Below are 13,491 nucleotides of genomic sequence, written 5' to 3'. Positions count from 1 at the left end.
AACCCCCGGCGGCCTGAGCGGCTGCCGGGGGTTCCGTCGTCGTGGAGGGGTGCGGATCAGATCTGCGCGCCGTGGTCGAACTGCTGCGGGGCGCCGGACTCCTGCGCGGCCTTCGCGTCCTCGTACTGCTTGCGGACCGCGACCATGTCGAGCCCGCGGACCTGCTCGAGCAGGGCGTCGAGGGCCGGGGCGGGGAGGGCGCCGGGCTGCGCCATCAGCGGGATGCCGTCGCGGTAGACGACGAGGGTGGGGATCGACGAGATGCCGTAGCTGCCGGCGAGCTGCTGCTGGTCCTCCGTGTCGACCTTCGCGAAGACGACGTCGGGGTTCTTCTCGCTGGTCGCCTCGAAGACGGGGGCGAACTGGCGGCACGGGCCGCACCACTCCGCCCAGAAGTCGATGAGGACGATGCCGTCGGAGACGGTCTGGTCGTGGGTGTCGAGAGTCATCGCTGTCGTGGCCATGACGTATGCAACCGGGCCGGTCGGCGGGCTATTCCCGGACGGCGTCGAGCAGGTCCAGCAGGACCCGCGGGCCGAGCGCGGCGGCGCCGAGCTCCTCGATCCGGGCGACGAGACCGCGGTCGGCGGTGACGACGCGGGCGGAGGGGCCGATCGCGGCGACCTGCTCGACGATCGCGTCGTCGCCCGAGCCGGCGGCGCTCACGATGCTCAAGCGCTCGCGCGGGGCGGCCTCGACCGCCTCGGCGGTGCGGGCCGCCCGTGCGTCGCCCTCGAGGACCGCGACGATCCGCGGCCAGGCGGTGTCCGCGTCGACCGAGAGGACGGAGCCGGGGGCGCCGAGCGTCGCGAGTCGCGCCAGCCCGGCGACGAGGCGCTCCGCCGCCCCGGCGCGGTCGCGCCACCAGCCGTCCGGGCGCGAGCCGACGACGTTGGCCGCGTCGACGACGAGGACGCGGGGCTCGGTGCCGAGCGCGCGCAGCTCGCGCCAGGAGGCGGCGAAGCCGGGGTGCAGTGGGAGGGCGTCGACCTCGGCCGGCGGCACCCAGCGCAGCTCCTGGCTCTCGGCGTCGGCGATCCGAGGAGCGAAGTGCTCGAGGGCCCGGGCGAGGACGGTCGTGTAGCTCCACGGGCCGACGGTGACGACGCGGGAGAGGACGGGCACGACGATCCCGTCGGGGACTCCCGCCTCCTCGACCGATTCGCGCAGGGCGCCCTCGAAGGCGGTCTCGTCGGGGTGGCGGGCGCCGCCGGGGAGGCCCCAGGTGTCGCCGAAGTGACTCCAGGTGGCGCGGTGCTGGAGCAGGACGCGGCCGTCCGGGTCGCTCAGCAGCAGGCCCGCGGCGCCGAAGCGGCCCCAGAAGCGGCGCCCGTCGCCGATCTCGACCCAGCCGTCGCCGAGCGCGGCGTCGAAGGGGTGGCGCGGAAGCGCTCCGCCGTCGGCCGGGCCGTCGCTCGTCATGCGCTCCAGCCTTCCACACCGGGCGGGGCGCTCCGGACCGTCCGGCGGGCACCTGGCAGAATCGGGGGATGCGGCGCTCGAGGATCCTCCCGGTCGCGACACTCGTCTACCTCGGCATCGTCGCCCTGATCACTCTGACCCCGGCTCCGTACCCGGCCGGGCAGCCGTCGGCCCTCGTCCGCGGGATCATCGCGTTCCTCGCCTCGACGCCGGTCACCTCCTGGTTCACCTTCGACGTCGCCGAGTTCACGGCGAACGTGCTGATGTTCGTGCCGCTCGGCGCCCTGCTCGCGGCGCAGCTGCCGCCCCGGCGCCGGCTCCTCGCCGCGGTGATCGGCCTCGGCGTCTCCGTCGCGATCGAGACGATCCAGCTGCTCGCCCTCCCCTCGCGCGTCGCGGACGTGCGCGACCTCGTCTCGAACGGCACCGGGGCGCTCCTCGGCGCGCTCCTGGTCGTCGTGCTCGCCCGCTCCTCGCTCCGCCTCCGGAAGGACCGCACCGCCCATGCCCGCTGACACCCTCGTCGTCCTCGGCCGCCCCTCGCTCGACGCTCCGGCGCACGAGGGCGGACCCGGGCCCGCGCTCGATCCGACCGGCCGGGGCGGCCTGGACGTGACGGATCTCGGCTTCACCCGCGGGGACGGGGTGTTCGAGACGATCAACCTGGTCGACGGGCGCCTGCAGGCCCTCGAGGCCCACCTCGACCGGTTCGAGAACTCGGCGCGCATGCTCGGTCTGCCCCGCCCGGACCGCTCGGCGTGGCTCGCCGCGATCGCCGCGGCCGTCGAGGCGCATCCTCCCGTGCCGGAGGCGATGGTGAAGACGATCCTGAGCCGGGGCGTCGAGGGCGACGGGCGGCCGACCGGGATCGTCTTCGTGCAGACGAGCCCCGACTTCGGGCCCGCCCGACGCGACGGCGTGCGCATCGTCCTGCTCGATCGCGGTCTGCACTCCGACGTCCAGCGCACCTCGCCCTGGCTGCTCGCGGGCGCGAAGACGCTCTCCTACGCGGTCAACCGCGCGGCCTCGCGCGAGGCCCTGCGGCGCGGGGCGGACGACGCACTGTTCGTCTCCAGCGACGGCTTCCTGCTCGAGGGGCCGACCTCGAACCTGGTGCTGCTCGCGGCGGGCGAGCTCGTCACTCCCCCGCCCCGCCTCGGGCTGCTGCCGGGGACGACGCAGGCGGACCTCTTCGCGCTGGCCGGCGGACTCGGCCTCGGCACCGCCGAGCGACCGCTCCGGGCGGAGGACCTCGCCGCGGCGGAGGCGGCCTGGCTGGTCTCGAGCGCGCGGAACTCCGCTCCGATCCGCGCGGTGGACGCGCAGGAGCGCCGCGTCGATCACGAGCTCACGGCCCGGATCAACGCGGCGCTCCTCGCGCGCTAGAGGACTCGGCGGGTCAGACCTGGTCCTCGATGTCGGCCTTCCCGTGGTGCATCAGGCCGCCGCGGGTGTAGTCGAGCGCGGGATCGATGCTGCCCTGGACGCGCTGGTCGGCCGCCTCGTCGTTGATCACCGCGGAGACGATCCCGCGCCAGTCGGTGCCCTCGGCGACGGCCTCGTCGGAGCCCACGCGGCGGGTGACGAACACCGCCTCGCCCTCCTCGCCGCTGTGGGAGATGATCGCGAGGACGCCGACCGGGCGGCCCTCGGGGTGGCGGACCTGCCACTCCTCGTGGCCCGAGGGGACCAGGGAGAACTCGAGCCCGGCGTGCGGGAACGCGGTGTCGCGCAGCTCGGACGGCGAGCCGCTGTGCTCGGGGGCGCCGCGGGCGGGGACGCCCTCGCCGGTGTCCTCGCCGTAGCTGTGGTACGTGCTCATGGTGAACCTCCTCGGTCGACGGCCGGGTGCGGGCCGCATCTTCTGCACAGCTGGCGCTCTCGCCGCTGGGGACTGCATCCATCATGGCTTCGTAGACTGGACGGATGCAGATCCCGGTGACCGGCTCCGTCCGGGTGGACGCCTGGCTGTGGGCCGTCCGCGTCTACAAGACCCGCTCCGCCGCCACGACGGCGGCCCGTGCGGGTCACATCCGGGTGAACGGCGAGCGGGCCAAGGCCGCGCAGACGGTGCGGGTCGGCGACGAGGTCCGCGTGAGGATCGGCGGCTTCGATCGCGAGCTCGTGGTCCGCGGTCTGATCGTGAAGCGGGTCGGCGCGCCGGTGGCCGCCGAGTGCTTCGAGGACCGCACTCCCCCGCCGCCGCCCCGGGAGGCGGCTCCCGCGATCATCGAGCGCGACCGCGGTGCGGGCCGCCCGACCAAGCGCGACCGGCGCGAGATCGAGCGGCTCCGCGGCTTCTGAGGCGCTGGTCCGACGACCTCGCGCACGCTCCGCGATCGCGCGCCACTGCGCTGCGCGGCTGCTCGGCGGACTTCTAGTCTGAGGGAATGTCATCTCTCTCGGCATCGATCCGGCTCCTGGCAGCATCTATCCGGCGCCCCCGGTCGGCGCGGGGGGACCGGGGACGAGGGGCGCGACTGAGCGCCGCCGTCGCGGCAATCGCGGTGGTCGGCGTCCTGATCTCGGGGAGCGGGGCGTCGGCCGCGCCCGGCGGCGACTCGCCGGGCGGCAGCGAGCTGCCGCCCGCCTCCTTCACCCTCGTCGAGAGTCCGATCACGGGGCGCGTCTTCAAGGCGTGGACCGTCGCTCCCGGGATCGCGGTCGCGGCTCAGCCCAGCGCTGTCGGCGGGATGGCGATCTCGCCGAAGGGCCTGCGGAACCATCGGCTCGTGAGCTCCATGCTGGCCGAGCTCCTGACGGCCGAACCGTCGAGGAGCCTCGTCGAGGCGATCCCGGACCTCCTCGGCCCGAGTGAGGCGGACGGCAACCGGTTCCTGGAGGTCAACGGCGACGTCTCCGACGTCCGGGTCCTGATCGTCCCGGGGGACAGCTGGTCATCGGGTCGTCTGAGCGGGGCGGACGCCATCGGAGGAGCCGGGTCGGACTCGTTCCTCACCTTCGACCCGGACCGCGTTCCGTCGTACTTCGACGAGGAGACCGGCGCCGTCCGCGCCTTCTCACCGACGGCGACCTTCGCCCACGAGCTGTACCACTCGGTCCAGGGGCTCGCCGGCGCGCAGGTCGGGAAGGAGTACAGGCTCTCGATCCCCACCCCCGTGCGCGGCGGCGACCTGAGGACGCTCGGCACTCCGGAGCAGGACCTGCGCATCTTCAGCCCGGTCGATGAGCTCGTGACGCAGGGGGGACCACGCGGGCTCGCAGCGGTGAAGGACTGGCTCCTGAGCGATGACGACGCCGACCCCGGGGCGCCGGCGGCAGCGGAGTCCGAGCCGGACGACGCCTACACGGAGGCCCACTTCGTCCGAAGCCCCAATCCGTTCCTGAACGTCGCGCTCGAGCGCGCGAGGACGCAGGAGCAGGCCGCGGGGGACGAGCCCGAGCACGTCCGGGAGGCTCTCGCGCGCCGAGCGCAGGCCCTCGACAGGCTCGTGACGCAGCACCCCACCGAGACCAGGATCGCCGCCGCCCTGCACATCCCCGCCCGCGCCGAGTACGAGCCGCTGGTGCGGAGGATCGCCTCCGGGAAGCTGATCAACAGCGTCGGGGCGTTCGAGAGGACCGGCCCGATCGGGCACGCCGACCTGCTGCACCCGCTCAGGTCCCCGAGCCTCCGACTCGAGACGTCCCTCGACGCCGTCTGGTCGCGGACGAGCAGCCCCGAGGAGTCGGCACCGACTCCGACGGACGCCCTGTGCGTCCTCTGCGAGGTGGAGTCGAGCGCCGTCGAGGGCGGTGAGGCGACCGCGACCCCTCCGAGGAGGATCCCGGGCCCTGCGGCGGAGAAGGCGCCCGACGAGGGACCTGCTGCGGAGACGGGGCCGCACGCTGAGGAGCTGCCGGGTTCGTCGACGGAGCCGCCGGGTTCCGGGACGGCCGTGGCGCCGGAGGCGGGGCTGGCGGACGAGGCGTCGGCGGCGCGCATGGCGGCGCTGGCCGAGCGCTTCGGCGGGGAGTACGTCCCGGCGGAGGCGCGGGCGAGCGTGTGGAACGACTACCGGGCGACGGCGGCGGAGCTGGTGCGCACGTCGGCGGGGAACGGCGAGGGCATCGCCAACGCCGCGTTCGCGGTGAAGGGCCTGATCGACGCGTTCCACGGGGACTCGGACGCCCTCTCCGACGCGGTCGCCGTGACAGGCGTCGCGTCGGTCGTGGTGCCGGAGATGGGGCCCGCGGCCGTGGGACTGGGGACCCTGCAGGGGATCATGAACTTCGACAGCACGGGAGACGGGTACCAGCTTGCGAGCGCGATCGTCGGCCTGGTCGCGCTCGCGTTCCCGGAACTGGGGCCGGTGGCGCTGGTGATCGCGATCATGGACATGTGGCTGCACGGATCCGACCCGCGCGAGTGCGAGTTCCCCGGGCAGAAGCTCATCGACGCGTACCAGTGGCCCGCCCACGAGGCCCTCTCGCGGATGACCCGCGTCGCGGCGAAGAAGGAGCTCGACGCGGTGCGCCTGGCGCAGGACCAGATCGCCTACCGGGCCAGGTTCGCCCAGTCCCGGATCGTCCTGGACGCCGTCGCGCAGGGCTACACCGCCGAGACGCTCCCCCCGTCGGTGCAGGGCGCGATCGACGACATCCGGACCGCCGCGAACCACTCCCTCCAGCTGACCTGGCAGGCCGGCGGGCAGGACCTGCGCAAGGCCGTCCGCGTCCTCACCGACGAGGTCAACACGGGCAAGACCTTCACCGACTTCCGCTCCCAGTGGGTCGACGCCGTGAACGAGAAGGGCGGACTGTCCCAGTGCGGCTCCGCCAAGCACAAGGTCTCGCTCGACGAGCTGCCCACCGACAACACCCACCCGATCGACCCCGACGCCTACACCGGCCGAGCGGACGCGCAGTTCGGCTCGATCACGAACGAGACCCTCGACCTCTACGAGCACGCCGAGAACAGCATGCGCCTGTTCGACCCGTCGAAGAACGCCCTCGTCGTCCCCTCCGTCGACCCCGTCGACGTCGTCCACGCCATCACCCACACCGACCTGCCCACCGCGTTCAGCACCCGCGGCGGCACCGTCGCCGAGCAGACCACGACCCTGCTCAAGGGCACCGGGACCGCCACCACCTTCGTGAGAGTCACGGACGACGCCACCGGCGCGCTCGTCTGCGGTGCGCAGGAGATCGACGAGGAAGGACTCTGGCGCTGCGACTCCGGACCCGCACCCTTCCAAGGGCCGGGCACCACCCGCCTGTACCGGCTCTGGACCTCACCGACCGACACCGGCGAGTACACCCGCACCGACCACGTCCTCGGCATCAGCACCGCCGGCGCCGCGAGACCCGCGGCCCTCGCCTTCGGCGACCTGCGCGTGGAGGGACGCACCGTCACCGGAACGCTGCCCCCGGGGAGCTCCGCCGTCCTGCGGCACCTCCCGGCCGGGATGTCGGAGGGGTACGGCGACGGCCCGGACCTCTCCGACCCCGTCGACGTCGGCCCCGACGGCGGCTTCTCGCTCTCCGCGTACCCGGACGCAGCGGGCGGGCGCACCCAGGTCGTCGCCGCCCGCAACGGGGACGTGCTCTCCCTCGCCGTCGACCTCGACCCGCCGGGTGCCGCCGCGGCGCCGGCGGCACCCGCGGCGGGGCCGACCGTGACCGCACTGCGCACCGCCGTCCCGGCCGGCACGCCGAGCCTCACCCTCACCGGGGCGGGCTGGCCCGCCACCACCGGCATCGGGTTCCAGCTGGACGGCGGGGCGCGCTTCGCGTCCGTCGTGACCGACGAGCACGGCGGGTTCGTCACGGAGATCGTGCTGCCCGGCGCGCCGGCGGCGCCGGGCGAGCACGTCCTGACGGCGGTCGACACGGGGACGACGAACACCGTGCGGACGGTCGGGATCACCGTCCTCGGGTGAGGGACCTGCGCGTGGATCTCGATACGCCCGCGGAGCGGGCTACTCGATCAGCATGCAGGCGTGGATCTCGATACGCCCGCGGAGCGGGCTGCTCGATCAGCATGCAAGCGTGGCTCGAGGCGCCCCCGGAGCGGGCTGCTCGATCAGCATGGGGGGCCGCTGCGCGGGATGGTCGATCAGCATGGGGGGGCCGCTGCGCGGGCTGGTCGATCAGCAGGCACGGGGGCGGAGGCAGGGCAGGCCTCGCCTGCCTCCGGGGCTCTCCGGAGGCAGGCGGAGGGTGGGTCAGGGGGCCAGGGCGCGCAGGCGCTCGAGCAGGCCCTCGGCCGCCTCGTCGAGGAAGCGCTGCTGCAGGGCGTCGCCGACCTGGACCAGCGCGATGTCCGTGAAGCCGGCCTCGATGTAGGGGACGACGCTCTCGGCGAGCTCGTCGAGGTCCGGGCCGCACGCGATCGACTCGGCGACGTCCTCCGGGCGGACGAACTGGGTCGCGCCCGCGAAGCCGGCCGTGGTCGGCAGGTCGGCGTTGACGGACCAGCCGCCGGCGAACCAGCGGAACTGCTCGTGCGCCAGGGCGACGGCCTGCTCCTTGTCCGGCGCCCAGCAGATCGGGATCTGCCCGATCGCGCGCGACGGGGCGGCGTCGGCGCCGCGGACGGCGGTCCACTGCGAGACGAGCTCGGCCTCCGGCTCGGTGGTGATCAGGTGGTCGCCGAGCGGGGCGAAGCGCTCGATCGACTTCTCCCCCGAGACCGCGAGGCCGATCGGGACGGGCTTCTCCGGCAGGTCCCAGATGCGGGCGGAGTCGACGCGGAAGTACTCGCCCTCCCAGGTGACCAGCTCGCCGGAGTGCAGGGCGCGGATGATGTGCACCGCCTCCTCGAGCATGTCCTGGCGCGCGGCGACCGCGGGCCAGCCCTCGCCGACGACGTGCTCGTTGAGGTTCTCGCCGGAGCCGAGGCCGAGCAGGAAGCGGTCGTCGGAGAGGATCGCGAGCGTCGCCGCCTTCTGCGCGATCACGGCCGGGTGGTAGCGGATGGTCGGGGCCGTCACGTAGGTGGCGAGCTCGATCGTCGAGGTCGCCTGCGCGACGGCCCCGAGCATCGTCCAGGCGTAGGACGCGTGGCCCTGCTCGGTCAGCCAGGGCGAGTAGTGATCGCTCGAGACCGCGAACTCGAAGCCGAGCCTCTCGGCATCGACCGCGTAGCCCACCAGCTGCTTCGGGCCGCTCTGCTCGGTCATCAGGGTGTAGCCGAATCGCACCATCGTCCGCCTCGTTCCGCTCGTCGTCGTCGCCGTGCCGGAGGGCAGGCGTTCATCGTGAGACTCCATCGTCGGACGCGCAGCGACGACGACGACAGCCCCTTGCCGACCGGGCGGAGCCGAGCTAGCGCGGAGCGTCAGACGAAGCGGACGCGGTTCTGGACGCGGGTGCGGACCTCGAAGGACTCGCCGTAGCCGCCGAGGCGCGGGTCGTCGGTGCCGGAGCGCAGCAGCTGCGGGAGGAGGGAGCGGCGGATGAGCACGTCACCCGCGTGGCGGCCGCGCTCGACCTGCTCGTAGGGCTGCTCGAGCGCGTCGTCGGGGACGACGATCACGCTCGCGGAGAAGCGGACGCCCAACTCGCGGCCGAGACGGCGGGCCGCCTTGGACAGCGACGCGAGCGGCTTCTCGTCCTCGGCCAGGCCCGCTCCCTCGACCTCGCCCTTGCGCAGGCGCACCGGCTCGCCCCAGTCGGCGGACGTCAGGGCGAGCAGGCCGGAGGGGCCGAGCACGAGGTGGTCGATCTTGACGCCGCCGTCGCCGACCGCGACGTCGTTCCAGATGGTGAAGGCGATGCCGAGGGCACCGACGAGCGAGGCGGTGGCCTCCTCCGCCTGCGCCTTCGCGAGCCAGGAGCGGACCTCGCGCGGCGCGGAGCGCACGAGGGCGGGATCGAACGGGTCGTCGATCTCGACGCCGCGGCCGACCCACTCGCGGACGAGCCGGAGGTAGTACTCGCGGGCCGCGCCGCCCGGGTGCCCGTAGGAGCGCGCGCGGACCGAGGAGGCGGTCTGCTGGCGCGGCGAGCCGGTGAACGGCGCCGGCGACGAGGCGCCGGGGGCCGGCGCTCCCCGGTCGTAGTCGCCGCGGGCGGAGGCGCTGCCGATCCGCTCCCAGGCGACCTGCACGGCGTGGAACGAGGCCGCGTCTCCCCCGGTGTCCGGGTGCGTCTCCCGCAGGAGGCGGCGGTAGGCGCGCTTGAGCTCGTCCTCCGACGCGCTCGCGGGGACGCCCAGCACCTCGTAGGGGGTGCGGGCGGCGTGGCTGTCTGGCATCTGCTTCCGGAGGGTCGGGGGCGGCGGGACGGTGCCCGGTCTCCGAGCATATCGACGCCGCCCGGGCGCCCGGTGGGAGCGCGCAGTGCGCACCCTCCACGGCGCCCGGACGCGCGTCGGTGCTCCGGGGGCGGGTCAGCTCTCGGCGAGGATCTCGCGGACGCGCGGGATCACCTGCGTGCCGTAGAGCTCGATGTTGCGCATGATCGCCGCGTGCGGCAGCGTGCCGGCGCTGTACTTGAGGTCGAAGCGGTCGATGCCGAGGGCGCTCACCGTGCTCGCGATCTTGCGGGCGACCGTCTCGGGCGAGCCGAGGTGCAGAGCGCCGTCGGGGCCCGCCTCCTCGGCGAAGCGCTCCCGGGTGAGCGGGGCCCAGCCGCGCTCGCGGCCGATGGAGTCGAGCATGCCCTTGTAGTGGCCGTAGTAGAGCTCGTGCGCCTCCTCGTCGGTGTCCGCGATGAAGCCGGGCGAGTGCACCGCGACGGGCAGGCGCGGCTGCTCGAGCTGGTCGAGGGCGCGGCCGAAGAGGTCGACGTAGGGGCGGAAGCGGGCGGGGGCGCCGCCGATGATGGCGAGGACGAGCGGGAAGCCGAAGCGCGCGGCGCGGACGACCGACTCCGGGCTGCCGCCGACGCCGATCCAGGTGCGCAGGCGGCGGTCGCCCTCCATGGACGGGTAGACGCTCTGCTCGGTCAGGGCCGGGCGGACGGTGCCCTGCCAGGTGACGGGGCCGCCCTGGACAAGCTCGTGGAACAGCTCCAGCTTCTCCTCGAAGAGGACCTCGTACTGGGAGAGGTCGAAGCCGAAGAGGGGGAACGACTCGGTGAAGGAGCCGCGCCCGAGGATGACCTCGGCGCGGCCGTTCGAGAGGCCGTCGAGCGTGGCGAAGCGCTGGTAGACGCGGACGGGGTCGTCCGAGGAGAGGACCGTGACCGCGGAGCCGAGGTGGATGCGCTCGGTCTTCGCGGCGATCGCGGCGAGCACGACGTCGGGGGCGCTGACGGCGAAGTCGGCGCGGTGGTGCTCGCCCACGCCGAAGAAGTCGAGGCCGACCGCGTCGGCGAGGACGCCCTCCTCCACGACGTCGCGCAGGACCTGGCCGTGCGAGAGGGGTGTGCCGTCGGCACCGGCCGTGACATCGCCGAACGTGTCGACACCGAACTTCACTTCATGCGTACTCATGGACTTTGCAACCTCCGAGGGGTGACGGCTATTCCTGGATCAGTCCGGCCGCGACGGCCGGCTCGCGATAGGCGCGCCCGAGCGAGGCGACGGTGTCGTGCGCGTTCAGTCCGCTGGGGTTCGGCAGCACCCAGAGCGGCACGCCGGCGAGCGGCTCCTCCTGGCGACCTTGGCGGGCGCTCCGGCGGCCGAACGCGGCGCGGTAGGCGGTGATGCCCACCATGGCGACGGCCGCCGGGCGGACCCGCTCGACCGTCCGGACGAGGCGCTCGGCGCCGGCGCGGAGCTCGTCGGACGTGAGCTCGTCGGCGCGGGCGGTGGCGCGCGGCGCGAGGTTGGTGATGCCGACCCCGCGATCGACGAGAGCCCGGCGATCCTCCGCCGTCATCCCCTCGGAGACGCGCAGCACGCGGTCGAGGATGCCCGCGGCGGCGAGGGCCGGGTAGAAGCGGTTGCCGGGGTGCGCGAAGTGGGCGCCGGTCGCGGCGGTCCAGAGCCCGGGGTTGATGCCGACGAAGAGCAGGCGGACGTCGCCGTCGAGCAGATCCTCGACGGTGCGGTCGCGGTACGAGGCCAGCTCGGCGCGGGAGAACGGCATGCGGCCATCCTGCCCTGCGGCCCGCGTCGACGGTGGCACGATGGGGACATGACGAACGCATCGCAGGACCACCCGATTCAGCACGGCAGCGACGACGCCGCCCTGGACGAGAAGCTCCGCGGCATCCTGCTGCAGGTCTCCGCCGACGCGGAGCTGCGGCCCGAGGAGGACGTCGAGGCGCTGCTGCGCCAGCGTCTCCGCGACACCCGGATCGAGATCGCCGAGGAGCACATCGCGGGCCTCGCGCGGCGGATCCCGGGACTCACCCAGCGCGGCGGCGGCGACCTGAGCCCCGGCGCGCACTGATCGACCGCGACCGGCAGCGGCTGTCGGCGGCGGCTCCCGGCGGTCACCGGCGTCACTCCGGCAGCGCCGGTCCCTTCCGGTGGTGATCGAAGACCAGGCTCGTCCTTGTCGAGGCGACCGCCGGGTGCGCCGAGAGGTTCGACACCACGAAGTCGCGGATGTCGTTCGAGTCGCGCACGGCGACGTGGAGGAGGAAGTCCTCCGATCCACCGAGGAAGAACAGCTGCACCACCTCGGGAAGCGCTCGGATCTCCTCGGCGAACCGGGTGATCGCCTGGCGCTGACCGGCGCGGATGTTGACGCTGATCAGCGCCTGCAGCGTCAGGCCGAGGGCGGCGGGATCGAGCTCGGCGGTGAAGCCGGTGATGATGCCGCGGTCCACGAGCGAGCGCACCCGCGAGACGCAGGTGGACGGCGCGATGCCCGCCTTCTCGGCGAGGCGGCTGTTCGGCGTGCGGGCGTCGGCGCGCAGCAGGCGGACGAGGGTGCGGTCGACGGGATCGAGGTCCCCCAGGTCGTGCAGATCGTGCGGTCTCACGGCGGTGCAGCCTCCCTTGATTGCGGATCCTGCGGCGCTTGCGCTCGATACCGGCGATCCTGCGGTTGTTCTCCCATTCGAAACACGATCTTCGCACGATAGGGGCAGTCCACCGCGAAGGAGCAGTCATGCGCATCGGCATTCCCACCGAGATCAAGAACAACGAGAACCGCGTCGCAGCGACGCCCGCCGGAGTGCACGAGCTGGTGCGGCGCGGGCACGAGGTGCTGGTGGAGGCCGGCGCGGGGCTGGGCTCGCGCGTCTCGGACGAGGACTTCGCCGCCGCCGGCGCGCGGATCGCGGCGGGCCCGGACGAGGTCTGGGGCGAGGCCGACCTCGTGCTGAAGGTCAAGGAGCCGATCGAGGCCGAGTACCCGAGGATGCGCTCCGGCCAGATCCTCTTCACCTACCTGCACCTCGCCGCCTCCCGGCCGTGCACCGACGCGCTGCTCGCCGCCGGCACCACCGCGATCGCCTACGAGACGGTGCAGCTGCCGGATCGCCACCTGCCCCTGCTCTCGCCGATGAGCGAGGTCGCCGGCCGGCTCTCCATCACCGTCGGCGGCTACCACCTGATGCGGGCGGCCGGAGGGCGCGGCACCCTCCTCGGCGGCGTCCCCGGCACGCCGAAGGCCAAGGTCGTCGTGATCGGCGGCGGCGTGGCGGGCGAGCACGCGGCCGCGAACGCGCTCGGCATGGGAGCCGACGTCACGGTCGTCGACCTGTCGATCCCGCGGCTGCGCGAGCTCGAGGCACGCTTCGACGGGCGGATCCAGACGCGCGCCTCCTCGGCCTACGAGATCGCCGCGCAGGTTGCGGAGGCGGACCTCGTCATCGGCTCGGTGCTGATCCCGGGTGCGCGGGCGCCGAAGCTCGTCACCGACGAGATGGTCGCGACCATGAAGGCCGGCTCGGTGCTGGTCGACATCGCGATCGATCAGGGCGGCTGTTTCGAGGGATCGCGGCCGACCACGCACGACGACCCGGTCTTCGCGGTGCACGACAGCGTCTACTACTGCGTCGCGAACATGCCGGGCGCCGTGCCGGAGACGTCGACGCGGGCGCTGACGAACGCGACGCTCCCCTACGTGATCGCGCTGGCGGACCGCGGCTGGAAGGGGGCGCTCTCGGCGGACCCGGCGCTCGCGAAGGGGCTCAGCACGCACGACGGGCAGGTCGTCAACGCGGCGGTCGCCGAGGCGTTCGGCCTGCCGGTGGCGGATCTGGGAGCGCTGCTCGGCTGAT

General features: G+C 73.7%; 14 protein-coding genes. 6 read left to right on the top strand and 8 right to left on the bottom strand.

Annotation, left to right across the window (positions count from 1 at the left end):
* Positions 1 to 56: 56 nt before the first annotated feature.
* A complete protein-coding gene (gene trxA / locus HQQ82_RS17645; RefSeq protein ID WP_173235380.1) occupies positions 57 to 464 on the bottom strand; it encodes a thioredoxin in 408 nt (135 codons plus the stop codon).
* 28 nt (positions 465 to 492) lie between these two features.
* Entirely contained in the window at positions 493 to 1,422 is a 930-nt protein-coding gene (locus HQQ82_RS17640) for an NUDIX hydrolase (protein ID WP_173235379.1), read from the bottom strand.
* 68 nt (positions 1,423 to 1,490) lie between these two features.
* Here HQQ82_RS17640 and HQQ82_RS17635 point away from each other — a divergent pair, with 68 nt between their 5' ends.
* Together HQQ82_RS17635 and HQQ82_RS17630 are read left to right on the top strand one after the other, a co-directional pair.
* Positions 1,491 to 1,937, top strand: a complete 447-nt coding sequence (locus HQQ82_RS17635; RefSeq protein WP_173235378.1) for a VanZ family protein — start codon at positions 1,491 to 1,493, stop codon at positions 1,935 to 1,937.
* Positions 1,927 to 2,808 (top strand): aminotransferase class IV, encoded by an 882-nt coding sequence (locus tag HQQ82_RS17630; protein WP_173235377.1) that lies wholly within the window; start codon positions 1,927 to 1,929, stop codon positions 2,806 to 2,808. The genes HQQ82_RS17635 and HQQ82_RS17630 overlap by 11 nt, the downstream gene beginning before the upstream one ends.
* 13 nt (positions 2,809 to 2,821) lie before the next feature.
* Here HQQ82_RS17630 and HQQ82_RS17625 read toward each other — a convergent pair whose 3' ends face one another.
* On the bottom strand, positions 2,822 to 3,244 hold the full coding sequence (locus HQQ82_RS17625; protein ID WP_173235376.1) for a hypothetical protein: 423 nt from the start codon (positions 3,242 to 3,244) through the stop codon (positions 2,822 to 2,824).
* Between the two features lie 104 nt (positions 3,245 to 3,348).
* Here HQQ82_RS17625 and HQQ82_RS17620 point away from each other — a divergent pair, with 104 nt between their 5' ends.
* Both HQQ82_RS17620 and HQQ82_RS17615 read left to right on the top strand, forming a co-directional pair.
* The gene (locus HQQ82_RS17620; protein WP_173235375.1) at positions 3,349 to 3,726 is read left to right on the top strand and encodes an RNA-binding S4 domain-containing protein; all 378 of its coding nucleotides are present in this window, start codon (positions 3,349 to 3,351) and stop codon (positions 3,724 to 3,726) included.
* A gap of 203 nt (positions 3,727 to 3,929) precedes the next feature.
* Positions 3,930 to 7,304: a hypothetical protein gene (locus HQQ82_RS17615; RefSeq protein WP_173235374.1), complete on the top strand. Its 3,375-nt coding sequence runs from the start codon at positions 3,930 to 3,932 to the stop codon at positions 7,302 to 7,304.
* A gap of 285 nt (positions 7,305 to 7,589) precedes the next feature.
* Here the strand turns inward: HQQ82_RS17615 and HQQ82_RS17610 are convergent, their stop codons facing one another.
* From HQQ82_RS17610 to HQQ82_RS17595, 4 genes are all read right to left on the bottom strand, one after another.
* Positions 7,590 to 8,570 (bottom strand): TIGR03557 family F420-dependent LLM class oxidoreductase, encoded by a 981-nt coding sequence (locus HQQ82_RS17610; protein ID WP_173235373.1) that lies wholly within the window; start codon positions 8,568 to 8,570, stop codon positions 7,590 to 7,592.
* Between the two features lie 134 nt (positions 8,571 to 8,704).
* Entirely contained in the window at positions 8,705 to 9,622 is a 918-nt protein-coding gene (locus tag HQQ82_RS17605; protein ID WP_173235372.1) for a J domain-containing protein, read from the bottom strand.
* Positions 9,623 to 9,757: 135 nt separating this feature from the next.
* Positions 9,758 to 10,804, bottom strand: coding sequence for an LLM class flavin-dependent oxidoreductase (locus HQQ82_RS17600; RefSeq protein WP_173235371.1), 1,047 nt, complete (start codon positions 10,802 to 10,804; stop codon positions 9,758 to 9,760).
* A gap of 28 nt (positions 10,805 to 10,832) precedes the next feature.
* A complete protein-coding gene (locus HQQ82_RS17595; protein ID WP_173235370.1) occupies positions 10,833 to 11,402 on the bottom strand; it encodes a mismatch-specific DNA-glycosylase in 570 nt (189 codons plus the stop codon).
* A 48-nt stretch (positions 11,403 to 11,450) separates the two neighbouring features.
* Here HQQ82_RS17595 and HQQ82_RS17590 point away from each other — a divergent pair, with 48 nt between their 5' ends.
* A complete protein-coding gene (locus HQQ82_RS17590) occupies positions 11,451 to 11,708 on the top strand; it encodes a hypothetical protein (RefSeq protein WP_173235369.1) in 258 nt (85 codons plus the stop codon).
* Positions 11,709 to 11,760: 52 nt separating this feature from the next.
* Here HQQ82_RS17590 and HQQ82_RS17585 read toward each other — a convergent pair whose 3' ends face one another.
* Positions 11,761 to 12,246, bottom strand: a complete 486-nt coding sequence (locus HQQ82_RS17585) for an Lrp/AsnC family transcriptional regulator (RefSeq protein WP_173235368.1) — start codon at positions 12,244 to 12,246, stop codon at positions 11,761 to 11,763.
* Between the two features lie 128 nt (positions 12,247 to 12,374).
* Between HQQ82_RS17585 and ald the strand changes: the two genes are divergently transcribed.
* Complete coding sequence (ald, locus tag HQQ82_RS17580; protein WP_173235367.1) at positions 12,375 to 13,490, top strand: alanine dehydrogenase; 1,116 nt, start codon at positions 12,375 to 12,377, stop codon at positions 13,488 to 13,490.
* Position 13,491 lies beyond the last annotated feature (1 nt).

The sequence above is a fragment of the Rathayibacter sp. VKM Ac-2856 genome, assembly GCF_013205055.1.
In the GTDB taxonomy this organism is placed as follows: domain Bacteria; phylum Actinomycetota; class Actinomycetes; order Actinomycetales; family Microbacteriaceae; genus Rathayibacter.
The sequence above is the reverse complement of the archived record's forward strand: the minus strand, read 5'-3'. Positions and strand labels throughout refer to the sequence as shown.